The sequence below is a fragment of the Pseudomonas sp. BJa3 genome, assembly GCF_026343815.1.
In the GTDB taxonomy this organism is placed as follows: domain Bacteria; phylum Pseudomonadota; class Gammaproteobacteria; order Pseudomonadales; family Pseudomonadaceae; genus Aquipseudomonas; species Aquipseudomonas soli.
The window spans coordinates 1-23,014 of sequence record NZ_JAOXMC010000017.1; the positions used below are offsets into that span (position 1 = coordinate 1).

The window sequence follows — 23,014 nt, forward strand, 5'->3', positions numbered from 1 at the left end:
GGCGAATCATACAGCGTTACAACCTGCTGTCAACTGCCTTTTTCACCGCTGCCGATCTGGTGATCGAAGCACCTCCGATACTACCTGAAACACTCAACTTATTGATTAACAAGAGGTTTTGCGTTTCGACTACGTCGGAAGTGGGGCGCATTATAAGGGGATCTGGAAGCCCGTCAACCTTTTATTTCAGGAATATGAAAAGAACCGTGTCAGGGCTATCAGATGCTATTCGCATCCCGACCTTGCCAATACACATCCCGCTGCGCACTATATTGCGCACCCTTGCGCTTACAACAACGGAACCCAACATGAATTCCCCCCAACGCAGCCTGGCCACCACGCTGTTCCCCATCGGCTTGCTGCTGATCGCCATGGCTTCCATCCAGTCCGGAGCCTCGCTGGCCAAGAGCATGTTCCCAGTTGTTGGCGCCCAAGGCACCACAGCGCTGCGCCTCATCTTCGCCAGTATCATCATGCTGCTTATATTGAGGCCCTGGCGCGCGCGCCTGGACGCCAGCACCCTGCGCAGCGTGATCATCTACGGCATGGCCCTGGGCGGCATGAACTTCCTCTTCTATATGTCCCTGCGTAGCGTGCCTCTCGGTATCGCTGTGGCGCTCGAATTCACCGGACCACTCGCGGTGGCGCTGTGGGCCTCGCGCCGAGCGCTGGATTTCCTGTGGATCGCCCTGGCAGTCGCCGGGCTGTTGCTGCTGATCCCCGTAGGCCAGACCGGCGCCAGCCTCGACCCGATCGGCGCCGCCTACGCCCTGGGCGCCGGTGTGTGCTGGGCGCTGTATATCCTCTATGGGCAGAAAGCCGGTGCCGAGAACGGCATCCAGACTGCCGCCCTGGGCGTAGTGATCGCCGCGCTGTTCGTCGCCCCCATCGGTATCGCCCATGCCGGCGCCGCATTGCTCACCCCTGCCCTGCTGCCGGTTGCCCTGGGCGTGGCGATCTTGTCCACCGCGCTACCCTACAGCCTGGAAATGGTCGCCCTGACCCGCATGCCCGCACGCACCTTCGGCACACTGATGAGCATCGAACCGGCCTTTGGCGCATTGTCCGGGCTGCTGTTCCTGGGCGAGCAACTCACACTCTGGCAATGGCTGGCCATTCTCGCCATCATCACCGCCTCGGTGGGCGCTACCCTTTCCATGAATCGGGACGCGGCGCCACCCGTGGCTGCCGATTGACTTGAGAAATATATTCATTTAGGCATCCAGCAGCCTTGTACCACCCGGCGTGGCTGATTAAGCTGTCACCAGATCATAATCTTGACGCTATCTTCTGAGCGGCACATGGACGCCAGAGACCATCAGGGAAGAGGCAAAGCGCAAACTTCAGGCCCATTAATGTAGTCGGGCCGTATAAGGACAGGAATGAAACGTATTTTGCTCATCCTGGGCATCCTAGCCATCGCTGGATGTGCCGCGACAGCCAATACCGAGGTGAAACGAGGGAAAAAAGGCCTGCATATCAATTGCTCGGGACTCTCCTCGTCGTGGGAGAGGTGCTACAGCAAGGCCGCCAGCTCCTGCAGCAGCAAGGGCTATAAGGTCATCGCCCGCTCCGGTGACACCGACGAAGAGCCTGGCGATTACGTATTCGGCATAAACCCTGCCGGCTACACCAGCCGCAGCATGATCGTGATTTGCAAGTAACAGATGCATGAAGGGCAGCCAATGGCTGCCCTTTTCACATTCAGAGAGGTGCGGTCCGCCGTTCCAGCCAGGCCAGCGCTTCACCTTCCAGCAAAGGAGCAAGCCGCTCCCGTACTGTCTGGTGATAGCCATTCAACCAGGCGATATCCTCGCTGCCCAGCGCCTCGACCAACAGGCAGCGCGTGTCGATCGGGCACAGGGTCAAGGTTTCGAACGCCAGGAACTCGCCAAACTCGCTGGTGCCGACCTCGCGATTGACCACCAGGTTCTCGATACGCACCCCCCACTGCCCCGGCCGGTAGGTCCCAGGCTCGATCGAGCTGATCATCCCCGGCTGCATGGCTGTCTGCGGCGTGGCGGCCGCCTGGTAGGCGATCACCTGCGGGCCTTCGTGCACATTCATGAAGTAGCCGACACCGTGGCCGGTGCCATGCCCGTAATCGACCTGGTCGGCCCAGATCGGCGCGCGGGCGATGGCATCGAGCAGCGGCGAGAGGATCCCACGCGGGAACCTGGCCCTGGACAGCGCGATCATACCCTTGAGCACCCGCGAGCAATCCGCCTTCTGTTCGCGGCTCGGTTCACCAATCGGCACCATTCGCGTGATATCGGTTGTCCCGCCCAGGTACTGGCCACCCGAATCGATCAACAGCAAGCCATTGCCCTCGATCACGGCATGTGACTGCTCGGTGGCGCGGTAGTGCGGCATGGCGCCATTGCCGTTGTAGGCCGCGATGGTGGAAAAACTCAGCGACACGAAACCCGGACGGCGGGCACGGGCCGCGCTGAGCTGATCGTCGATGGTCAGCTCGGTAATGCGTTGCGTCCCCAGGTTCGTTTCAAGCCAGGCGAAGAACTCGCACAGCGCCGCGCCGTCCTGCTCCATGGCCTGACGGATATGGGCGAGATCCCCTTCACCCTTGCGCGACTTGCTCAAGGTCGTCGGATTGATGCCCTCGACCAGCCGCACCTGCTCATGCAGGTTATCCAGCAGCCCACGGGTGACCCGTGCCGGATCCACCAGCAGGCTGGCCGTGGCCGGAATCGCCGACAACGCGTCGCCGACCGCTTCATAGTCACGAACCTCGATACCATCGGCCGCCAACACTTGGCGCAGGTGCCCATCAACCTTGTCACGCCCGACGAACAGGTACGCCTTGTCCTGGCTGAGCAACGCGAAAGAGACGAACACGGGGTTGTAGGAAACGTCGCTGCCACGCAGATTGAACAGCCAGGCGATATCGTCGAGCGTGGCAATAAAATGCCAGTCGGCGCCTTTTTCCTGCAGGGTGCCCCGCAGCTCGGCAAGCTTTTGCGCACGATTGACGGTCGCATGGGGCGGCAGGTGCTGGTAGACCGGATTGCCCGGCAGCGATGGCCGGTCGCTCCAGACCTCGGTCAGCAGATCGAGATCCGTACGCAGCTTTGCGCCCCGCGCTTGCAGACGCTCGCTTAACTGGCGGGCAGCGGCCACTGCCATGACCGCACCATCCACAGCCACGGTACCGTCGACCTCCGCCCCCAACCACTCCAACGCGCCTGGCTGCCCAGGCCGCAGCTTCATCAGTTCGATGCCACTGCCGGCCAGCTCCTTGTTCGCTTGCTCCCAATAGCGACTGTCAGCCCAGAGCCCAGCAAAATCCGCCGTGACCACCAGCGTACCCACCGACCCCTCGAAACCGGACAACCATTGCCGCCCCTGCCAATAGCCAGGCAGGTACTCGGACAGATGCGGGTCGGCCGAGGGCACCAGCAGGGCAGCAACGCCCTCCCGGGCCATGGCCTCGCGCACGCGGGCAAGGCGCGCCGGTACGGATTCGTGAAGCGGGGACTGACTGTTCATGCGCACTCCTGCGGATAGGTGTCGACGGGTCCAGGCCATCGATAATGAAACAGCTGGCGGGCGCCCGCAATCACCACGACCGTAACAAGGCATGCAGTGCCCCAAGTGTCCTGCCGACCGTCGATCCTTGCTCCTGAACTAAACAGCCTGCGCGCCTTCCCACCTCTTACACCCCCTGCGAACGCGAGGCTGGCCATGCCCCACTCCCGCGAACCGAAAAGCGCTGTCGTACTGCTCGATACCCGCGAGCACACACCCGAACACGAGCGGGCGACCCAACTGAGGATCGCCGAGTACCTGGCACGCCTGTTGGGCATCGAGCGCGTCGAGCCAACGCCTCTACCCGACGCCGAAGCATGCTGTTACTACGTGCCGAGCGAAACCCTGGTCGATCCGGCGCGTCAGACGATGCTCGGCATCCAGGACGAGAACGACCTTTTCGGCGGAGCCGTCAGTCATCCGCACCTCGCTACCAAGGCTATCTCCCACCCGGTGCCTGCCGACGCCAGCTTCCCGCCCGGCTGGACCGATGCATTTGCACGGCAAGCCTGCGATGCCCTGCTCCGTGGCTATACGGTGTTTTGCAAAGACGACGCCCGCCGGGCGGCCGAGCTGCTGCTGCGCGAGGGGCCGGTACGCATCAAGCCGGTGCTGGCCTGCGCCGGTCGGGGCCAGCAGGTCATCACCGACGCCCAGGCCCTGGAACCGTTGCTGGTGGGCATGGACGAACAGATGTTGGCACTGTGGGGGCTGGTCCTGGAAGAAGACCTCGACGAGGTCGAGACTTTCAGCGTCGGCCAGGTCCGCGTGGCAGGGCTGACCCTCAGCTACCACGGCATCCAGCACCTGACCCGCGACCACGCTGGCACCGAGGTGTACGGCGGCTCCGATCTGGTGCTCGTGCGTGGCGACTACCAGAAATTGCTGCAATTGCCGCTTGCGGATCACCTGCGCCTGGCCATCACCCAGGCCATGGCCTACGAACAGGCCGCCGAACGTTACTTCCCCGGTTTTATCGCTTCACGCCGAAACTATGACATCGCCCGCGGCCGTGATAGCCACGGCCACCTGCGCAGTGGCGTGCTCGAACAATCCTGGCGCCTGGGTGGCGCCAGCCCGGCCGAGGTTCTGGCACTGACGGCCTTCGCCGAGGATCCGGCGCTGCAGCGGTTATGCGCATCGACCCACGAGGTGTTCGGCCGGGCGCGACTGCCCGCCGACGCCACACTGTTCTTTCAGGGGCACGACAGTGAACTTGGACAACTCAGCAAATATGCACGGATACGCGACCATGACCATCGAGAGTGAGATCGTGGAACTGCACGTCGAAGGGGAAAGCATCGCCGGCACGCTGGTCAGCCCCGGCAGCCGCATGCCAGGGGTTCTTTTCGTCCATGGCTGGGGCGGCAGCCAACAGCGCGACCTGGCCCGCGCCCGGCAGATAACCGGGTTGGGCTGCGTGTGCATGACCTTCGACCTGCGCGGCCACGAAAAGACCGAGAGCCAGCGCCTGACCGTCACCCGCGAACAGAACCTGGCCGACCTGCTCGCCGCCTACGACCGGCTGGCGAGTCACCCGTCAGTCGATCCCGGCGCCATTGCCGTGATCGGCAGCAGCTACGGCGGCTACCTGGCTACCCTGCTCACCCCGCTGCGCCCCGTGAAGTGGCTGGCGTTGAGGGTGCCGGCCCTTTACTGGGACGATGAATGGGACGCGCCCAAGCAAGCACTGGATCGCCAGCGCCTGAACGCCTACCGCCTGCGCCCCCTCGGACCGGCCGACAACCGCGCCCTGGCAGCCTGCGCCGAGTTTGCCGGCGATGTGCTGCTAGTGGAGTCCGAACAGGATGACTACGTTCCCCACAGCACGCTGATGAGCTACCGCTCGGCGTTCGTCAGCGCCCATTCGATGACCCATCGCCTGGTCGATGGTGCCGACCATGCGTTGTCCAGCGAGGAAAGCCAGAAGGCCTACAGCGCGATGCTCACGGCCTGGATCAGCGAGATGGTCATCGGCGCGCGCCTGGACCGCTATCCGCACTATGCGCCCTGGTACGCCTGAGTACTGCCCAGCTGGCAATGCAGGCCACCATCGGTGCCGCGCACAAGACTACGCAAGGTCTGGTAGGCGGCGAAATTCACCCCGCGCGCCTGGTGTTCGCCCAGCAGGTCGAGGAACGGTTCCTCGATGAAGCTTCCCGCGGCTGCCGCCCATGCCTGGCGTGATTGCCAGCGCAGGAGCTGGAGCACCCGGCGACCGTCGTCACTGACCTGGATGCTGACGCTCAGCAAGCCGTCGCAGCGTTGCGCCAGGTGTTCGCTGCGCACCACCAGCGCCTCGGCCAGGGCATCCTGGCGCAGTGGTGGGACGTCGTACTCGATCATCTGGGTGAACCACAGGGAATGGGTGTTGGCCGCCATGTTGCTTCTCCTCGTTTGGGCTCTTGCAGCAGATGATCGTGGAGGGTAAAACCTCTAGCTAACTCAAGGTCAAGGATTTTATTGCCGATGAAGCCCCCTTCCTCCCAGGAACGCCTGCTCAGCGTCGGCCAGCTGGCCGCCCGTAGCGGCGTGGCCGTGACCGCCCTGCACTTCTACGAGACCAAGGGCCTGATCCACAGCACCCGCAATGCCGGCAACCAGCGGCGTTATCCGCGGGCCGTGCTGCGCCGGGTGGCGGTAATCAAGATGGCCCAGCGCCTGGGCATTCCCCTGGCCGACATCGCCGGCGCCCTGGATACCCTGCCCTGTGACCACACGCCCACCGCCGACGACTGGCAGCGCCTCTCGGCGCGCTGGCGCGACGACCTGAGCCGGCGTATCGACGAGTTGGTGATGTTGCGCGACCAGCTCGATGGCTGCATCGGCTGTGGCTGCATGTCGTTGAAGGAGTGCCCGCTGCGCAACCACCACGACCGGCTGGCCGATGAAGGGCCTGGCCCTCACCCACCCAGCCAGGATTGAGCCTCAGATCACCACATTGCGCACGAAACGCACCGCCTCCTCGCCATCATTGCGATAGGCGTAGCGGCAATCGCTGGGGAAGACGAAGAACTCGCCCTTGCCCAACTGCTGCTCGCCGCCTTCGATGACCAGCGTCAGGCGGCCTTCGGTCACATAGATCTGTTCGCTCCAGCCGGCGGCGTCTGCCTCGCTGGCGTAGCACTCGCCAGGGGCGAGGGTCCACTCCCACAGCTCGACCTCGCGCCGGGCCGGGCTGCTGCCCAGCAGCACGGCCCGGCTGGCAGGGTGCACGCCGGCCCAGGCCAACTCATCAATACGGCTGGGGTCGCGGCGGTCGGGAGCCTGGATCAGGGTGCTGAACGCTACCCCGAGCGCTTCGGCGATCAGGTCCAGTGTGGTAAGGCTGACATTCTTCTCGCCGGCCTCGATGGCCACCAGCATGCGCCGGCTGACCCCGGAGCGTTCGGCCAGGGCAGCCTGGCTCAGGCCGGCGTCACCGCGCAGGCGGCGAACATTCTGGCTGACATGCTGCAGCACCGAAGCCCGGTGCTCGGAATCTTTGTGCACTATATTGCTCACTGGTAGGGGGTGCGCAGTATACTGCCCACTTTGCGGCGAATTGTGCGCCGCCCCTTCCGAGTGCGCAAGACCATGAGCCAGGCCTCCCCCAGCAAGCCCGCCGTCACCTTCCGCCTGAGCAAGGCCGAACTGGTGCTGGTGTTCATCACCATGCTCTGGGGCGGTACCTTCCTGATCGTGCACAACGTCATGACCGTCAGTGGCCCGATGTTCTTCGTCGGCCTGCGCTTCGCTGCCGCCGCGCTATTCGTCGGCCTGGTGTCGGCCCGCTCGCTGGCAGGGCTGACCGCCACCGAACTCAAGGCCGGGGTGCTGATCGGCGTGTCGATCATGCTCGGCTACGGCTTGCAGACCATGGGCCTGCAGACCATCAGCAGCAGCCAGTCGGCATTCATCACCGCGCTCTATGTGCCCTTCGTGCCCTTGCTGCAATGGCTGGTGCTGGGCCGCCGCCCGGGCCTGATGCCGAGCCTGGGCATCGGCCTGGCCTTCGCCGGGCTGATGCTGCTGGCCGGCCCCGAGGGCGGCGCGCTGCACTTCAGCGAAGGCGAGCTGGTGACGCTGGTCAGCGCCGTGGCAATCGCCGGCGAGATCATCCTGATCAGCCGCTACGCGGGCAAGGTGGATGTGCGTCGGGTCACCGTGGTGCAGTTGGCCACCGCCTCGGCGCTATCGTTCCTGATGATCGTGCCGACCCAGGAGCCGCTCCCCGACTTCTCCTGGCTGCTGCTGGCCAGCGCGGTGGGCCTGGGCGCCATGAGCGCGGTGATCCAGGTGGCGATGAACTGGGCGCAGAAGTCGGTCTCGCCAACCCGCGCCACGCTGATCTATGCCGGCGAACCGGTGTGGGCAGGCATTGTCGGGCGGATTGCCGGCGAGCGTTTGCCTGGCGTAGCGTTGATCGGCGGGGTGCTGATAGTGCTGGCGGTGGTGGTGAGCGAGCTGAAGATTCGTCGCCAGGATGAGGCCGAGGCGTTGCCGGACGATGACGCGCGTCAGCGCGAGACGGGATTGTAGGGTCTGTATGAAAAGTCTTGAGACGAAGGTCAGGCAAGGCGAAAACAGCCGAGGAAGCGGAGTTTACGGGTTGTAAATGAGCATTCCGAGGCTGTTTTCAACGCAGCATCACCGAGTATCAAGGCTTTTCATACAGAGCCTAGCCCTCCTGCACATCCTCGGGGCTGCAAAGCAGCCCCACGGCTACGCGCTCACCCGCTATGCTTTGTAAAAAACTGTTATAAAAAAACAGCTTGTCACAGCACATTTGTACGATCCTGCAACTGCTTGCGTGTTGGTGATCATCCCCCCGGCACGTATGATCCTTGGCAAACTTCTCAGAACAGAACGCTATGTCATTGATTGTGCTATTGCTTCTGCCCTTCGTGGGCAGTTGCCTGGCGGCTGTCCTGCCGCACAACGCACGCAACGCCGAGTCCATTCTCGCCGGGCTCGTGGCCCTGGTCGGCACCGTCCAGGTGGCGTTGCTGTATCCTCAGGTGGCCGATGGCGGGGTGATTCGCGAGGAATTCCTGTGGCTGCCCAGCCTGGGCCTGAACCTGGTCCTGCGCATGGACGGATTCGCCTGGCTGTTCAGCCTGCTGGTGCTGGGTATCGGCAGCCTGGTGGCGTTGTATGCGCGCTACTACATGTCGCCGCAGGACCCGGTGCCGCGCTTCTTCGCCTTCTTCCTGGCGTTCATGGGCGCCATGCTCGGCCTGGTGATCTCCGGCAACCTGCTCCAGCTGGTGTTCTTCTGGGAGTTGACCAGCCTGTTCTCGTTCCTGCTGATCGGCTACTGGCACCACCGCGCCGACGCCCGCCGCGGTGCCTACATGGCGTTGATGGTCACGGGGGCCGGCGGCTTGTGCCTGCTGGTCGGGGCACTGCTGCTCGGCCATGTGGTCGGCAGCTATGACCTGGACAAGGTCCTGGCTGCCGGCAACATCATCCGCCAGCATGCGCTGTACCCGGTGCTGCTGCCCCTCATCCTGATCGGCGCCCTGACCAAGAGCGCGCAATTCCCCTTCCAGTTCTGGCTGCCCCATGCCATGGCGGCGCCCACACCCGTCTCGGCTTACCTCCACTCGGCAACCATGGTCAAGGCCGGGGTGTTCCTGCTCGCCCGGCTATGGCCTGTGCTGTCAGGCAGCGAGGAGTGGTTCTGGATTGTCGGCGGCGCCGGCGCCGCCACCCTGCTGCTCGGCGCCTTCGCCGCGATGTTCCAGAACGACCTCAAGGGCCTGCTGGCCTATTCGACCATCAGCCACCTCGGCCTGATCACCCTGCTGTTGGGCCTGAACAGTCCGCTGGCAGCTGTCGCCGCGGTGTTCCACATCCTTAACCACGCCACCTTCAAGGCCTCGCTGTTCATGGCCGCGGGGATCATCGACCACGAGAGCGGCACCCGCGACATCCGCCGTCTCAGTGGCCTGTTCCGCCTGGTGCCATTTACCGCCACCCTGGCCATGGTCGCCAGTGCCTCGATGGCAGGGGTGCCGCTGATGAACGGCTTCCTGTCCAAGGAGATGTTCTTCGCCGAGACCGTGTTCATCAGCTCAACCGCCTGGGTCGAAGCGGCCCTGCCGGTGATCGCCACCCTCGCCGGTACCTTCAGCGTGGCCTATGCGCTGCGCTTCACCGTCGACGTGTTCTTCGGCCCTACGGCCGACGACTTGCCGCACACGCCCCACGAGCCACCCCGCTGGATGCGCGCGCCAGTCGAACTGCTGGTACTCACCTGCCTGGTGGTCGGCATTTTCCCGGCACAATCGGTCGGCCCACTGCTGGCCGCCGCCGCGCTGCCGGTCGTAGGCGGCACCCTGCCGGAGTACAGCCTGGCCATCTGGCACGGCTGGAATGCGCCGTTGATCATGAGCCTGATCGCCATGAGCGGCGGCATCGTTCTCTACCTGCTGCTGCGCAAGCAGCTGCAGCGCGGTCGTTTCCCCCACCCGCCGTTGATCGAGCGCTTCAATGGCAAGCGCCTGTTCGAGCATGGCCTGGTCCGCTTGATGCTGCTGGCGCGGCATCTCGAGCGCTTGTTGACCACCCGCCGCCTGCAGACGCAGTTGTTCATGCTGGTGCTGGCAGCCTTCATCGCCGGCCTGACGCCACTGCTGTACAGCGGCCTGAGCTGGGGCGAGCGGCCGAAAATCCCCGGCTCCGGGGTCTTCGTCGCGCTGTGGCTGATCGCCATCGCCTGCGCCATCGGCGCCGCCTACCAGGCCAAGTACCACCGTCTCGCGGCGCTGATCATGGTCGGCGTCTGCGGCCTGATGACCTGCATCACCTTCGTCTGGTTCTCCGCGCCTGACCTGGCCCTGACCCAGCTGGCGGTCGAAGTGGTGACTACCGTGCTGATCCTTCTCGGGCTGCGCTGGCTGCCGCGACGAATCGAAGGTGTCTCGCCACTGCCGGGCAGCCAGGACCGTGCCCGCCTGCGCCGCTTGCGCGACCTGCTGCTGGCGGTGCTGGTCGGCGGCGGCATGGCCCTGCTGTCCTACGCCATGCTCACCCGCCCCACGCCCAACGACATTTCCTCATTCTTCCTCAGCCGCTCCCTGCCAGAGGGCGGGGGCACCAACGTGGTCAACGTGATGCTGGTTGACTTCCGTGGCTTCGACACCCTCGGTGAGGTCACCGTGCTGGTGGCCGTGGCGCTGACCGTGTTCGCCCTGCTGCGCCGTTTCCGCCCGCCCAAGGAGAGCATGCAGCTGCCGGCACAGCAGCGCCAGCTGGCACCGGACGTGGTCACCGACCTGGTCAACCCGCGCCATGCCACAGACACCGCGCTGGGCTTCATGATGGTGCCGGCCGCCCTGGTGCGCCTGCTGCTGCCGATCGCCCTGCTGGTGTCGATGTACCTGTTCATGCGCGGCCACAACCAGCCCGGCGGCGGTTTCGTCGCGGGCCTGGTGATGTCGGTGGCGTTCATCCTGCAGTACATGGTCGCCGGCACTCAGTGGGTCGAGGCGCAGATGAGCCTGCGCCCACTGCGCTGGATGGGCACCGGCCTGCTCTGCGCCACCCTAACCGGTGCCGGGGCGATGCTGCTCGGCTACCCGTTCCTCACCACCCACACCGCCCACCTGCACCTGCCGCTGCTGGGTGACGTGCATGTGGCCACCGCGCTGTTCTTCGACATCGGCGTGTACACAGTGGTGGTCGGCTCGACCCTGCTGATCCTCACCGCGTTGGCCCACCAGTCGGTGCGTGCCTACCGCCCCGCCAAGTCCAGCCAAGCAGGAGCCGCCTGATGGAAGAAGTCATTGCAGTCGCCATCGGTGTGCTCGCCGCCTCGGGGGTCTGGCTGATCCTGCGCCCGCGTACCTATCAGGTGATCATGGGCCTGTGCCTGCTGTCCTACGGCGTCAACCTGTTCATCTTCAGCATGGGCAGCCTGTTCATCGGCAAGGAGCCGATCATCAAGGACGGCGTGCCCCACGACCTGCTGCACTACACCGACCCGCTGCCCCAGGCGCTGGTGCTGACCGCCATCGTCATCAGCTTCGCCATGACCGCGTTGTTCCTTGTAGTGTTGCTGGCTTCCCGTGGGCTGACCGGTACCGACCACGTCGATGGGCGGGAGCGTGACGAATGAGCGGGATGAATCAACTGATCATTGCGCCGATCCTGCTGCCGCTGCTCACCGCGGCGCTGATGCTGCTGATCGGCGAAAAGCACCGCTGGCTGAAGGCGCGCCTGAACCTGCTGTCCACCGGCCTTGGCCTGGGCATCGCCGTCACCCTGCTGATGTGGGTACGCACCCAGGGCCAGGCCGAATCCATCGGCGTGTATCTGCCGGGCAACTGGCCGGCACCGTTCGGCATCGCCCTGGTGGTCGACCACCTGTCGGCGCTGCTGCTGACGCTGACCGGCATCATCGGCCTGAGCGCTCTGCTGTTCGCCCGGGCCCGCTGGGACGGTGCTGGCGCCAGCTTCCACGCGTTGTTCCAGATCCAGCTGATGGGCCTGTACGGCGCCTTCCTCACCGCCGACCTGTTCAACCTGTTCGTGTTCTTCGAGGTGCTGCTGGCGGCCTCCTACGGCCTGCTGCTGCATGGCTCGGGGCGGGCACGGGTCAAGGCCGGGCTGCACTACATCGCCATCAACCTGTTCGCCTCGTCGCTGTTCCTGGTGGGCGCGGCCATGCTTTACGGCGTGACCGGCACCCTGAACATGGCCGATCTGGCACTGAAAGTACCGCTGGTACCTGAAGCCGATCGTGGCCTGCTGCATGCCGGCGCGGCGATCCTGGCCATCGCCTTCCTGGCCAAGGCCGGGGTCTGGCCGTTGAACTTCTGGCTGGTACCGGCCTATTCATCGGCCAGCGCGCCGGTCGCAGCCCTGTTCGCGATCATGACCAAGGTCGGGTTGTACGCCATCCTGCGCCTGTGGACGCTGCTGTTTTCCGGCCAGGCCGGCGCCTCGGCATTTTTCGGTGGTGAGTGGCTGGTCTATGGTGGCCTGGCGACCCTGGCCGTGGCGGCCATGTCGATCCTCGCGGCGCAGCGTCTGGAGCGCCTGGCGGCGCTGAGCATCCTGGTGTCCGCGGGCACGCTGCTGGCCGCCGTCGGTTTCGGCCAGCCGATCCTCACCGGCGCCGCGCTGTTCTACCTGGCCAGTTCCACCTTGGCCCTGTGCGCGCTGTTCCTGCTGGCCGAGCTGGTGGAGCGTTCGCGCTCGGCCAACGAGGCGCCGCTGGAAGATGAAGAAGGCGCAATGCCTTCGCCGCTGGAGTCGCTGCACCCACCCAAAGGCATCAACCTGGACGACGAGCAGCAGGTGGTGATCGGCCAGATCATTCCCTGGACCATGGCCTTCCTCGGCCTTGCCTTCATCGCCTGCGCCCTGCTGATCATCGGCATGCCGCCCCTGTCGGGGTTCATCGGCAAGCTCAACCTGATCAGCGCGTTGTTCAACCCGCAAGGCATGGGCGTCAGCCCAGAGCAGCCGCTGGGCGTCGCGGGCTGGACCCTGGTCACCCTGTTGGTGCTGTCGGGCATGGCCTCGCTGATCGCCTTCGGCCGGGTGGGCATCCAGCGCTTCTGGAAGCCCGAGGAGCGCCCCTCGCCGGTGCTGCGTCGCTATGAATGCGTGCCTATCGTCATTCTCCTGGGCCTGTGCATCTTCCTCAGCCTCAAGGCTGAGCCGCTGCTGCGCTACACCCAGGACACCGCCGCGAGCCTGAGCACGCCGGAGGCCTACGTCAAGGCGGTGATGGCCACCCGGCCACTGCCCGGCCCGACCACCCTCAGCGCGGAGGCGCAGCCATGAGCCGACTGTTCCCTGCGCCGCTGCTGTCCGTCGCACTGTTCGTACTATGGTTGCTGCTCAACCTCTCGGTCAGCCCGGGCAACCTGCTGCTGGGTGCCGTGCTGGGCATCCTTGCGCCAATCCTGATGGCCCCGCTGCGCCCGCAGCACGCCCACGTGCGCCGCCCCTGGGCAATCGCCAAGCTGATTGGCCGGGTAGGCCTCGACGTGATCCATTCCAACCTGCTGGTGGCTCGTGGCGTCCTGCGCGCGGGCAGCACTCCACCGCGCTCGGCGTTCGTGCACATTCCGCTGGATCTGCGCGATGCCCATGGCCTGGCAGCGTTGTCGATGATCACTACGGTGGTGCCCGGCACCGTCTGGTCTGAACTGGCACTGGATCGCAGCGTACTGCTGCTGCACGTGTTCGACCTTGAAGACGAAAAGGCCTTCATCGAACACTTCAAGCACACCTATGAACGTCCGCTGAGGGAGATCTTCGAATGAGCGGCCTGCTTGCTTATGCCGTCCTCGCCAGCCTGTTCATCTTCGCCATCGCCATGGGCCTGGCACTGATCCGGGTGTTCCGCGGGCCGTCCGCCCAAGACCGCGTGCTGGCACTGGACTACCTGTACATCCTGGGCATGCTGATGATGCTGGTACTGGGTATTCGCTACGCCAGTGACACCTACTTCGAGGGCGCGCTGCTGATCGCCCTGTTCGGCTTCGTCGGCTCGTTCGCCCTGGCCAAATTCCTGCTGCGTGGCGAGGTGATCGAATGAACGAAGCTATCGTACTGCCGTTCTGGCTGGAACTGCTGGTATCCACGCTGCTGCTGCTGGGCAGCCTGTTCGCCCTGATCGGCGCCATCGGGCTGGTTCGTCTGAAAGACTTCTTCCAGCGCATGCACCCGCCCGCGCTGGCTTCGACCATCGGGGCGTGGTGCGTGGCGGCGGCCTCGATCCTGTACTTCTCGGTGCTCAAGCAGAGCCCGGTGCTGCATGCGTGGCTGATCCCGATCCTGCTGTCGATCACCGTGCCGGTGACCACGCTGCTTCTGGCCAGGGCCGCGCTGTTTCGCAAACGCACCTCGGGTGAACACGTACCCGAGGAAGTCAGCAGCGGGCGTGACCGCGGCAACTGAGGCTCATGCCTGGCTCAGGCGCTGCAACTCGCGGCGTACCATAGAGGCAAACGGCGGCGGGCTCATCTGGTAGAGCTCGCCTGCGACCCAGGCCAGCCAGGCGCCTTGCAGCACCTCCCGGCGCGCCAGCAGGCGCTCGGCCTCCTCCACCGCACGCGCCTGGTGCTCGCGGTGAAAGTCTGCCCGCGAGCCCGCGCTGGGCTCGCCGCTCATTCACTGGCCTTGAAAGTGGTCAACTCGCCCTTGCGCCATTTGGCGACCTTGCCAGTCACGGCCTTGAGCAACTTGCCCAGGCCTTCCTGCACCTGTTGCTGGGCAGCGAACACCAGCATCACGCCATGCCCGTCGCGGAACACGATACCTTCGCCTTCCGGTACCGAGACGAAGGCGTAGTCGCCCTGGCCATAGACGTTCAGCTTGATCTCGCGAAAACGCAACTCCAGCTTGCCACCTTCGCGGCTGGGCAGCACCGCGGCACGGAAGTGGTCGCCTACTTTCAGTTCCAGGCGCTGCTTGTCATCGACCACCATGGCGTCTTCGGTGTCGATTTCGGCCATGTACAGGCCTTCCGGATTCTGCTCGGTGACATAGATGAAACGCCCGTGGAACAGTTTGACCAGTTGGGCGCGCAAGTCGCCCAAGGCGAACAACGCATGGGTATCCAGTGTACTGACTGCCAATGAAAGGCTCCTCACATCGATTGCAACGGCCACGCCACGGACACCGCAGGCGTCAGGTGGCAGGCACTGTTTAGTCATGGTCCGCAGGACCGTGAAACAAGCATCAAAGCGTCCTCGCGCAACGGCGCAGGCGCAACCAGGAAGTGATTCACCCAGCCACCGCCCGGCGACGCGAAGTAAGCTTCGGCTTGATTCCGCAAAGGAAACGTAATGTCCGACAGCAAAAATGCCGGAAAAGATGCGACAAACAACGCCAGTTCTTTGGCCAGAAAGGAATGCTGGTCTTCAGTCGCGCATTACAGGAGAGCAAATATGCACGAAAACACCGAAACCCGTCGAGAGGCACGTAATATTTCTGATCGGGAAATGCCTCGCTATATCGTCATCCCCGCAGGCAACGCGTTCTACCACATTGCCGAGCGCGATACCGGGCGCGTAAGGGGATTTCGCCAGTGCCACAAACAGGCCTGCGCACTGGCCCGGCATTTCGAGCGCTGAATCTTTCAGGCGGCGCTGCACCGCTGCAACTGGGCCAGCCAGGCAGCCCGGCATTCCAGTGCTTCGGCGCGGCTGGCGAACGCCGTGCCACGGCGCTCGCCATCGACCAACACCACCCAGCATACCCGTTTACCTACGGCCTGCATTGATCGCGGCACACCGGTGCCGATCATGGCGGCTACATCGACTTGGCTATTCACCATTCCCTCCGGAATTTAATTAGCAACCTAACGATGTGCGCATGATACGACCAGCCCTGCCGGGGAAAAAGCGTCGCCTGGTACAGCTGTATTGCAGTAATGGCAACAAATCCGCTCAACCCAGCCCCGGATCTGGCCGGTAGCCCAGGCGCAGCCCACCCCAGTGCCGACCTTGGACGAAGATCGGCACGGACAGGTCGTGCATCAGTTCCCCTGTATCGCGGGTGTAGGTCTGCAACAAGACTCGCTGCTGATGACTGCCACAGCGACTGCCGGTACGATCGTCGAAAATGCGTTTGCTGCGACTGTACGCAGTGTCATGTGCTGGGTCGCCGGTCAAGGGTTGGTTGAAGACGTTATTGTGGGTGGGCACATAACCCTGCTGCGTACACGCGATGGCGTAAACCAGCCCGTCGTGCTGCACCAGCGGCTCCTGGATCTGTGGCAGCACGCTATCGGTGTAAGGGTCGAAGCGCGTAGTGAAGCGCTGTGGCTGCACGCCAGGGATCGGTCGGTAATGGCGATCGAACAGATCGTCCAGGCTGATCCGCCCCTTCTCGACATCTGCCTCGAACTGCTCACTGATCTGCCGAGCACCGGCCTGGGCAAGTTCGAAGACACGCTGGTGGTAGGCATCCAGCCCCACCTCGGCCAGGCGCTCGCTAATGTTCTCGACCTGTCCCTCCATCTGCACGGCCGCCTCGGCCAGGTGTCGAGTCTGCTGGTCACTCACCAACAAATCACCGCGCACCTGGGCCACGGCCTGGAACAGGTTGTCGAGTTGGGCCTGGTTGGTCTGCGTGCCCTGGGCAATCTCGCTGACCTGGCCTTCGACACTGGCCGCCAGCTCGGCGATCTGCGCCAGCTGCCCACCAGTATGCTCGACCTGCTTGACCCCGGCGCCCAGCTCATCGGCCAACCCTCGGATCTGTTCCACCACTTGGGCAGTGCGCGCTTGGATGTCGGCCACCATCTGCCCGACCTCCTCGGTGGCACTGGCGGTGCGCCCAGCCAGGCCACGCACCTCATCGGCGACGACCGCAAAGCCACGACCGTGTTCGCCAGCGCGCGCCGCCTCGATGGCGGCATTGAGCGCCAGCAGATTGGTCTGGCTGGCAATCGCCTGGATCACCAGGGTGACCCGGGCGATATCCTCGCTACGCTGGTGCAGCGCCTCGATCAGCTCGCGGCTGGCACTGGCCCGCTCGCTCAGGTCACGCATGCGTTGTATCGACTCGCCCAGCACGGCGCTGCCCGCGACGCTGCTGTCATGGGCCGCACGTGCGGCGGTCAGGGCCTGCTGGCTGAGCTGGGCGGTGGCCTGCTCGGTGGTGATCATGATCTCGGCGCTGCCGACGATCTCCTGGGCCGCGCCCAGTTGCGACTGTACCCGCGCCGCCAGCTGCTGCACCGAATGGGCCACTGCGGCGGCGGACAGGGCATTGTGGCTGGTGCCGCGCGCGAGCTCTTGCAGCAGGCCATCGTCCTGCGCGGTGGGCGTAACCGCAGGCACTGGCGCACGCCGTCCACGCGGCAGCCACAGCACCAGCAGCGCCAGGGGCACGACCAGGTACAACGCCAACCCGGCATAGGCCATGGCGGCCAGCAGCGCGCACAGGGCAACACCCTGCAACAGGGCAACGCCAGCACCCGTTTGGCAAGGCTCAGGTCGAGGTGTTTCAACGGCTGACAGAGATCCTTCTCGCATCATCTTCGTGGTCCATCCGCGTGTCGTTATTGTGACGTCATTAAACGCCACTATAACGCCATTATCCATGCCTCCAGAGGGGCAAGACGGTCGCAGTTGATGCAGGGCAAGAAAGCAAGAAGGCCCCAGGGATCGCTCCATGGGGCCTTGCGCAAGGCGTTGGATCAGATCTGCCGCTGGTGGCGGTCGAGCTGTTCGTGACGCTCCTGGGCTTCGATGCAGTACTTGGTAGTCGGGCTGATCAACAGGCGCTTCAGGCCAATCGGCTCACCACTGTCGTCGCACCAGCCAAAGCTTTCGTCGGTGATGCGGTCCAAGGCCATCTCCAGTTGCGGCAGCAGGCGCTGGTCGCGGTCGATGGCATTGACCAGCCAGGTGCGCTCTTCCTCGACCGATGCCACGTCAGCGGGATCCGACGGGGTATCCAGGCTTTCGATAGCAGTGCGGCTCAGTTCGATGCGCTCGTGGGTTTCGACTTTCATCGCCTGCAGCAACGCGGTGAAATATGCGAGCTGCTCGGCATTCATGTAGTCATCGGCCGACATGGCCAGCAACTGTTCCTTGGTCATCGATTTCTCTATGAAAAATGTGCATATGGGCGATTCGGGTGCCAGCGACGCGACGGCGTCGACGGCGAAATTCTTCAAGCGCCAACCGGCACTCTTTTTACAGGGGGCGGAAGTCTAAGGTGCCAGGCGGCAGCGGGCAACATAAATGACGGAGGATTTGTCCGAAACAGCCAGGAATCCGCCTACTGGTGCGTTGCCTGCGCTTCACGACGAGGCACAGAAAAATATGTAGTAATAAATATTGGCTGCAACCACCCCCGCTCGCAAGCGTCGCAACGTCAGGAGGTATCGGGTTAATGACCAGAGCCGAGCGCAAACGCGCTTGATACAGCCTCGATCAGATAGGAGGCCTGGCCATGAATGACACAACAACTCGACGCTTTGTCCGCTCCAGCACGCTTCAATGCAAAGTTGCCCGACGCTTCGCCGATCGTCCGGAATTGCTCGATGCTGCGGAGCATATCCTGGCAGCACAATGGCTCCATTATCTGCCAGACGATACCCATGATCCAACGGGGCTCTATCTCGCCAGCCGGCAATCAAGCTCCAACAGCCTGTGGGTTCGCCCCTTGTCGCATGTGCTCACCGAGCGCTATTGCCTGGGCCGGACCCTCAACCTGACGATTGACGAAGATACCCTCACTACGCATGTCGATGCTGATCCCGCCTGGCAGGTGGACATCCCCTTGCATCAAGTGGAATTGCTGATCAATGACACTGCACCGTTTCTGCTCGATGTGTACCAACAATCCTTGGCGACCCATTGGAGCCGCTTCGACACCAGGGGTGAGACCCCGTGGCAATGGTATGCCGAAGACCTTCGCAACCGCTTTCTGGCAGCCATCGACGCCCATCAGAACGCCTGCAGCCTGTCTGATTTCGCCTTGGTCATCGCCAGGCTGGTGCATAGCCAACCTGATTCCGGGTACCGAAATTGGCAGAACACACGTGGCTTGAGCGTCTCGCAGCTTGCCGTGGATTTCTCCGAGGTCGGGATGCTGGACAACGAACTGGCGAGCGCACTGTTGATCGAGCACCACGATGCCGATCCCGAGCGCAAAGTGACCCTTCTCTACAGCCTGACAGGCAAGCTCCTGGCTTTCCCCTCCCGCCAGGACCTGTTGCAGGCCATCGCTCGATACTGGCCCGCAAGATCCCGAACCGCGTGCCGGAAAGTCAGCATCGGCCCGCCCGCGCAAGGCGACTTCGAAAGCATGGCGCTGGGCGTTCTGGAACAGCAACTGCGCATCATCGACAGTCGTGCCGCAAGCTATCGGAGCAAGCTTGACGCCATCAATATGAACCTGGAACTGGACAGGCTCACCTCCATGCTGGACCTGTGCAGCAATACCGAATCCAGAGCGCGTAATACGTTGTCGGCCCAACTGCCCGACTGGCTGCGCGACGCGGGGAGCCAGCCCTTGTTGCGCTACAGCACGCTGCTGTTCGACGTCGCCCAGGCTCTCCATACCTCCAAGGGGCAGTTCTGGCTCGATGGGGTCGACAACGCCGTGGAGTTCGCCAACCGGAAACTTGCCGCACGCTTCGCTGCGGATCACCCGGGCGATCCGCTCGAACCTGAGCAGATCAGGATCATCAACTACCAGGTGATTGCCGCCGCTGCCGGGCTTCCTGGACTTGGCAGCACAGGCGAGGTGACCCCCGTCACCTTCTCTCTCGCCCGACTGGCCATCGCCAATGTCGGCTTGCTCAAACCGGGTCGGGTGGAGCTGCACTCCAATGATGCCGCGCCCTTGCCTGCCTGGCTGACTGAAAGCTACCTGCGCGAAGTGGTCGAAGACCTGGATATCGCCAGCGCCTACCCAGCCATGCTGCGCAGCAAGTTGTTGGATGACAGCGGCCAGCGCGAGTGGCGCCAGCGCCAACTCTTGGCGCAACTCGGCAGCCAACTACCGGCGCTGGCGCAAGAGCTGTATCTACGGGGGAAATTGCCGGACCCGGAGGTCGTCAGTCACATCAGCCAGTTGTTCTGCGACGCTGACGAGAATGATCCGAAGCGCTGGGTGATCAGACCGCTGGGTCTACTCAAGGCACCTGACTCGACAGTGGATCACCCACGCAACACCTGGCTCATAGAGCCCTATTCACCCAACGCCAACAGTTGCCTGCTGTACCGCCCCCTGCACCAGGACAGCCTGCTGCACTTCACCGATCGGCTGGCGCTGTTCGTGGCCATCAGCACCCCTGGCGCTGTGCAGGACGACCTGCTGCACCGTCTTCCGGCCGAGGACCGCAGATTCTATGCCCACGGTGGCTTCCTCGAGCCACATCTGTTCGTACCACTGGATGACACCAGTGCAGTCCCGTTCGGCACGCCCGCGCCGGTGGAACTGACATTCGAAGCACCTTCCAAAGACCTTGGCGCAGATCTCTACCTGGCTTGCGTCAACGAATCGATCCATGAGTTCGAAGAGCATGCCTGGACGAGCGCGCAGACCCGCTGGGCACGCTGGAAAGAGCTGGGAGGACTACTGTTCAACACCTTGCTTCCCCTCGCAGGAGGCGCACTGGGCAAAGTGGCCTGGCTGGCGCAGATGGAAGTGGCACTGGCCGATTTCATCGAAACGGATGCCGGGCAGGATTCCTCAAGATACTGGCAGGCAGGGGTCAACCTGCTGCTCAATATCGTCATGCTGCTGGCTACACATGCTGATACTCGCCTGAGAGAGGAAAATGGTGAGGAACGCTCACTGGGGGTGTCGGTCACGCCACCCATCGATACAGCGCCGGAACCAGCCGCGCCCGCCGTGGTAGAAGGTGTCTCTGCGATACATCTCGACTTCAGCTGGGGGCGCCCCACCCGCACTTTGACTGTTGCGCAAAGCACTAGACTGCACGCCTTGCAGGCGGATATCGATACCACCGTACTCGGGGAACCGTTGCCCAGCAGCAACCTGCGCGGCCTGTACCTGCATGAATCAAGGCTCTACACGGTGCTGCAGGGCAAGGTGTACCAGGTCATGCTCGACCTGCCTCGCAATCAACTGCGCATCGTTGGCCCTGACGAAACCCCAGGCCCCTGGCTACGGCGCGACGAAGTAGACCGCTGGCAACTGGATCTGAGCCTCACTCTGAAGGGTGGCATGCCACTGTCCGCACAGGTCCGAAAGCTGCAGCTGCAAAAGGCGAGCGCCCTGCGTACTGCCAACGAACTGATCAAGGCCGACAAGGACACCATCGACGCCAGGATTCTGGAACAGACCACACTGGAGAAGCTGGTCGCCAGCCCTCTCGACGATGCCCGCCTGCACACCTGCCAGGACAAGCTCGATACCCTCTCGGAGTTCTGGGCGACACACATCGAGCATCTGAAACAGCGCAACACATTGCAACCAGTGAAGGACTTCAAAAAAGTCCACGCCTTCGCACTGTATCATGAGAGTTTCTGCCAGCGCCTGTTGCGCAAAGTGCTGCACCTGCGCTATCGCCCTGATCGAGACCAATTGCTCAACGCTGCCAGCCTCCAGCAGGCCGGCGAGGTCCTCACCCCCGGGGACGTCAGTATCATCGCCGCCCGCCTGGACAGAATGGCCCCCCTGATAGACCGGATGATCGACAACAATCGACGCTTGCGTCACTGCCAGGATGAACTGAGCAAGCTGGCAAGCCCCCACCAGCCCGAGATCCGGCGATGGCGGGACTTCGCCGTCAGCATGCCGGCAACGCCGGAGCAGGAACTGATCCTGCGCTTCCTGCGGCTTGAAGGACTGCTCAACCGCATGACCCTGGTACACGGCCTGAGCGAGGAAGCGTGCTACTGGAGAGACCGCTTCTGGGGCAACTTCGAATTGGGTATCGCTCAGCGAGCCAAACTGTTCAAGCTGTCAAGCACCGATGACGAAATCACCACCAGACTACTGCGCAGCATTATCGGCCACCTCACGGCCGCATCCCGACAACTGCAAATCTTCACGGCACTGGTCAAGGACAGCGCGGCGTTACAGACCGCGCGGCAGATGAATGAACAAATCGACTGGCTGCTGGAACGAAACCGCGAGGAGCTGAAAGAACTGCCCGACTATCCGCCGGTCAGCAGCCTGGGGCAACTGCGCAAGAAGGTACCCGGGCTGATCGAGACCAACGAACATGGGCTTCTGCTGGCCGATCCACGCAGCGACGATGCCAACACCGTCGATATTCCCGGCCCAGACGACAAGACACCCACGCGTACCTACCACCTCAAGCATGGCGACTGGGTGGAGCTCAAGCCCTCCCAGCCCGCCTCCCGCTCAACACAGTCGAGTCTCAAACGCCTTCTCAAGGACAGCGACGCATTGATTGCGCAGGCCCACGACGAGGTGGCGAGCCTGCAAGCGCAGTCAAGTCGCTATCTGCCAGTAGAGCTCCAGGAGAGCGTGCTCTATCAACGCACCCGCCTGCTCGAACGCGTCGATGCCATCGAGGCACGGCTGACCGAGATCAACGAAACCGACGACGCTCATGGCGGCAAGGATGCCGAGCTGGTCGCCGGATCCCTGCGGCGGCTGGCCGATGAGTTGGAAGGAACGGCTACACGCTTGCGCGTGTCAGCCGCACTCACGCAGAAACCGCGCATGGTTGAGCTCATGTATCTGGTGGATAACGGGCTCGTGCAGTTGCGGGCCGAAGGGGTACGTAGTCGACTGGCCAGGGCCAAGGGGCGGCCAGCCGATTTTCTCGACGAATACAGCATCAGCCACGAAGGCAAGGTGCTGTGGTACGCACACTTCCACTACCCATCGACGACCTCCGCCAAGACAGACTTCACCGCTGGCCACCTGAAGACAGCGGCGCAACGGCATATGCCAGGCCAGCGCTACAGCGATGGCAGCGGTAACATCGTGGATGTATACCGTGCCCCGATTACCAGCGCGGCCGCCGCCAAGTACTTCTTCAGCCTTTAGACCAAAG

At 63.5% G+C, this 23,014-nt stretch carries 22 protein-coding genes; 14 read left to right on the top strand and 8 right to left on the bottom strand.

The annotated features are described in order from the left end of the window. Nucleotides 1-308 precede the first annotated feature (308 nt). Both rhtA and OH705_RS20310 read left to right on the top strand, forming a co-directional pair. Nucleotides 309-1,196 (top strand): threonine/homoserine exporter RhtA, encoded by an 888-nt coding sequence (rhtA, locus tag OH705_RS20305; protein ID WP_267302844.1) that lies wholly within the window; start codon nucleotides 309-311, stop codon nucleotides 1,194-1,196. A gap of 186 nt (nucleotides 1,197-1,382) precedes the next feature. Continuing rightward, nucleotides 1,383-1,664 (top strand): hypothetical protein, encoded by a 282-nt coding sequence (locus OH705_RS20310; RefSeq protein ID WP_023631461.1) that lies wholly within the window; start codon nucleotides 1,383-1,385, stop codon nucleotides 1,662-1,664. A 40-nt stretch (nucleotides 1,665-1,704) separates the two neighbouring features. Here the strand turns inward: OH705_RS20310 and OH705_RS20315 are convergent, their stop codons facing one another. Beyond that, a complete protein-coding gene (locus OH705_RS20315; RefSeq protein ID WP_094012100.1) occupies nucleotides 1,705-3,507 on the bottom strand; it encodes an aminopeptidase P family protein in 1,803 nt (600 codons plus the stop codon). A gap of 195 nt (nucleotides 3,508-3,702) precedes the next feature. Between OH705_RS20315 and OH705_RS20320 the strand changes: the two genes are divergently transcribed. Next, the gene (locus OH705_RS20320; protein WP_416383586.1) at nucleotides 3,703-4,815 is read left to right on the top strand and encodes a DUF3182 family protein; all 1,113 of its coding nucleotides are present in this window, start codon (nucleotides 3,703-3,705) and stop codon (nucleotides 4,813-4,815) included. Continuing rightward, entirely contained in the window at nucleotides 4,799-5,569 is a 771-nt protein-coding gene (locus tag OH705_RS20325; RefSeq protein ID WP_267302845.1) for an alpha/beta hydrolase family protein, read from the top strand. The genes OH705_RS20320 and OH705_RS20325 overlap by 17 nt, the downstream gene beginning before the upstream one ends. Here the strand turns inward: OH705_RS20325 and OH705_RS20330 are convergent. Next, entirely contained in the window at nucleotides 5,548-5,928 is a 381-nt protein-coding gene (locus OH705_RS20330) for an antibiotic biosynthesis monooxygenase (RefSeq protein ID WP_023631465.1), read from the bottom strand. The genes OH705_RS20325 and OH705_RS20330 overlap by 22 nt on opposite strands. An 87-nt stretch (nucleotides 5,929-6,015) precedes the next feature. Here OH705_RS20330 and soxR point away from each other — a divergent pair, with 87 nt between their 5' ends. Then, the gene (soxR, locus tag OH705_RS20335) at nucleotides 6,016-6,471 is read left to right on the top strand and encodes a redox-sensitive transcriptional activator SoxR (RefSeq protein WP_046854849.1); all 456 of its coding nucleotides are present in this window, start codon (nucleotides 6,016-6,018) and stop codon (nucleotides 6,469-6,471) included. A gap of 3 nt (nucleotides 6,472-6,474) precedes the next feature. Here the strand turns inward: soxR and OH705_RS20340 are convergent, their stop codons facing one another. After that, a complete protein-coding gene (locus tag OH705_RS20340; protein ID WP_046854848.1) occupies nucleotides 6,475-7,038 on the bottom strand; it encodes a helix-turn-helix domain-containing protein in 564 nt (187 codons plus the stop codon). An 84-nt stretch (nucleotides 7,039-7,122) separates the two neighbouring features. Between OH705_RS20340 and OH705_RS20345 the strand changes: the two genes are divergently transcribed. The 7 genes from OH705_RS20345 to OH705_RS20375 all read left to right on the top strand — a co-directional run bounded on the left by OH705_RS20345 (nucleotide 7,123) and on the right by OH705_RS20375 (nucleotide 14,448). Beyond that, complete coding sequence (locus tag OH705_RS20345) at nucleotides 7,123-8,067, top strand: DMT family transporter (protein ID WP_038706465.1); 945 nt, start codon at nucleotides 7,123-7,125, stop codon at nucleotides 8,065-8,067. Between the two features lie 332 nt (nucleotides 8,068-8,399). Continuing rightward, nucleotides 8,400-11,306: a monovalent cation/H+ antiporter subunit A gene (locus OH705_RS20350; RefSeq protein ID WP_267302846.1), complete on the top strand. Its 2,907-nt coding sequence runs from the start codon at nucleotides 8,400-8,402 to the stop codon at nucleotides 11,304-11,306. Next, on the top strand, nucleotides 11,306-11,650 hold the full coding sequence (locus tag OH705_RS20355) for a Na+/H+ antiporter subunit C (RefSeq protein ID WP_023632557.1): 345 nt from the start codon (nucleotides 11,306-11,308) through the stop codon (nucleotides 11,648-11,650). Before OH705_RS20350 ends, OH705_RS20355 begins: the two co-directional genes overlap by 1 nt. Next, the gene (locus OH705_RS20360; RefSeq protein ID WP_038706467.1) at nucleotides 11,647-13,326 is read left to right on the top strand and encodes a monovalent cation/H+ antiporter subunit D; all 1,680 of its coding nucleotides are present in this window, start codon (nucleotides 11,647-11,649) and stop codon (nucleotides 13,324-13,326) included. The genes OH705_RS20355 and OH705_RS20360 overlap by 4 nt, the downstream gene beginning before the upstream one ends. Next, complete coding sequence (locus OH705_RS20365; protein WP_094012095.1) at nucleotides 13,323-13,811, top strand: Na+/H+ antiporter subunit E; 489 nt, start codon at nucleotides 13,323-13,325, stop codon at nucleotides 13,809-13,811. The genes OH705_RS20360 and OH705_RS20365 overlap by 4 nt, the downstream gene beginning before the upstream one ends. Continuing rightward, entirely contained in the window at nucleotides 13,808-14,086 is a 279-nt protein-coding gene (locus tag OH705_RS20370; protein WP_023632581.1) for a K+/H+ antiporter subunit F, read from the top strand. Before OH705_RS20365 ends, OH705_RS20370 begins: the two co-directional genes overlap by 4 nt. Next, nucleotides 14,083-14,448, top strand: coding sequence for a Na+/H+ antiporter subunit G (locus tag OH705_RS20375; protein WP_023632580.1), 366 nt, complete (start codon nucleotides 14,083-14,085; stop codon nucleotides 14,446-14,448). The genes OH705_RS20370 and OH705_RS20375 overlap by 4 nt, the downstream gene beginning before the upstream one ends. Before the next feature lie 3 nt (nucleotides 14,449-14,451). Here OH705_RS20375 and OH705_RS20380 read toward each other — a convergent pair whose 3' ends face one another. Beyond that, complete coding sequence (locus OH705_RS20380) at nucleotides 14,452-14,661, bottom strand: hypothetical protein (protein WP_094012094.1); 210 nt, start codon at nucleotides 14,659-14,661, stop codon at nucleotides 14,452-14,454. Then, a complete protein-coding gene (locus tag OH705_RS20385; protein WP_038706469.1) occupies nucleotides 14,658-15,128 on the bottom strand; it encodes a hypothetical protein in 471 nt (156 codons plus the stop codon). The genes OH705_RS20380 and OH705_RS20385 overlap by 4 nt, the downstream gene beginning before the upstream one ends. 210 nt (nucleotides 15,129-15,338) lie before the next feature. Here OH705_RS20385 and OH705_RS20390 point away from each other — a divergent pair, with 210 nt between their 5' ends. Next, nucleotides 15,339-15,626, top strand: a complete 288-nt coding sequence (locus tag OH705_RS20390) for a hypothetical protein (RefSeq protein ID WP_123902486.1) — start codon at nucleotides 15,339-15,341, stop codon at nucleotides 15,624-15,626. A gap of 5 nt (nucleotides 15,627-15,631) precedes the next feature. On the opposite strand, the gene OH705_RS20395 is transcribed toward OH705_RS20390, so the two are convergent. The 3 genes from OH705_RS20395 to OH705_RS20405 form a co-directional block, all read right to left on the bottom strand. Further along, the gene (locus OH705_RS20395) at nucleotides 15,632-15,826 is read right to left on the bottom strand and encodes a hypothetical protein (protein ID WP_094012104.1); all 195 of its coding nucleotides are present in this window, start codon (nucleotides 15,824-15,826) and stop codon (nucleotides 15,632-15,634) included. A 115-nt stretch (nucleotides 15,827-15,941) separates the two neighbouring features. Next, nucleotides 15,942-17,537 (bottom strand): methyl-accepting chemotaxis protein, encoded by a 1,596-nt coding sequence (locus OH705_RS20400; RefSeq protein ID WP_267302847.1) that lies wholly within the window; start codon nucleotides 17,535-17,537, stop codon nucleotides 15,942-15,944. Nucleotides 17,538-17,698: 161 nt separating this feature from the next. Next, on the bottom strand, nucleotides 17,699-18,103 hold the full coding sequence (locus OH705_RS20405; RefSeq protein ID WP_023629711.1) for a TraR/DksA family transcriptional regulator: 405 nt from the start codon (nucleotides 18,101-18,103) through the stop codon (nucleotides 17,699-17,701). 356 nt (nucleotides 18,104-18,459) lie between these two features. Here OH705_RS20405 and OH705_RS20410 point away from each other — a divergent pair, with 356 nt between their 5' ends. Next, on the top strand, nucleotides 18,460-23,007 hold the full coding sequence (locus tag OH705_RS20410; RefSeq protein WP_267302848.1) for a hypothetical protein: 4,548 nt from the start codon (nucleotides 18,460-18,462) through the stop codon (nucleotides 23,005-23,007). Nucleotides 23,008-23,014: the final 7 nt, after the last annotated feature.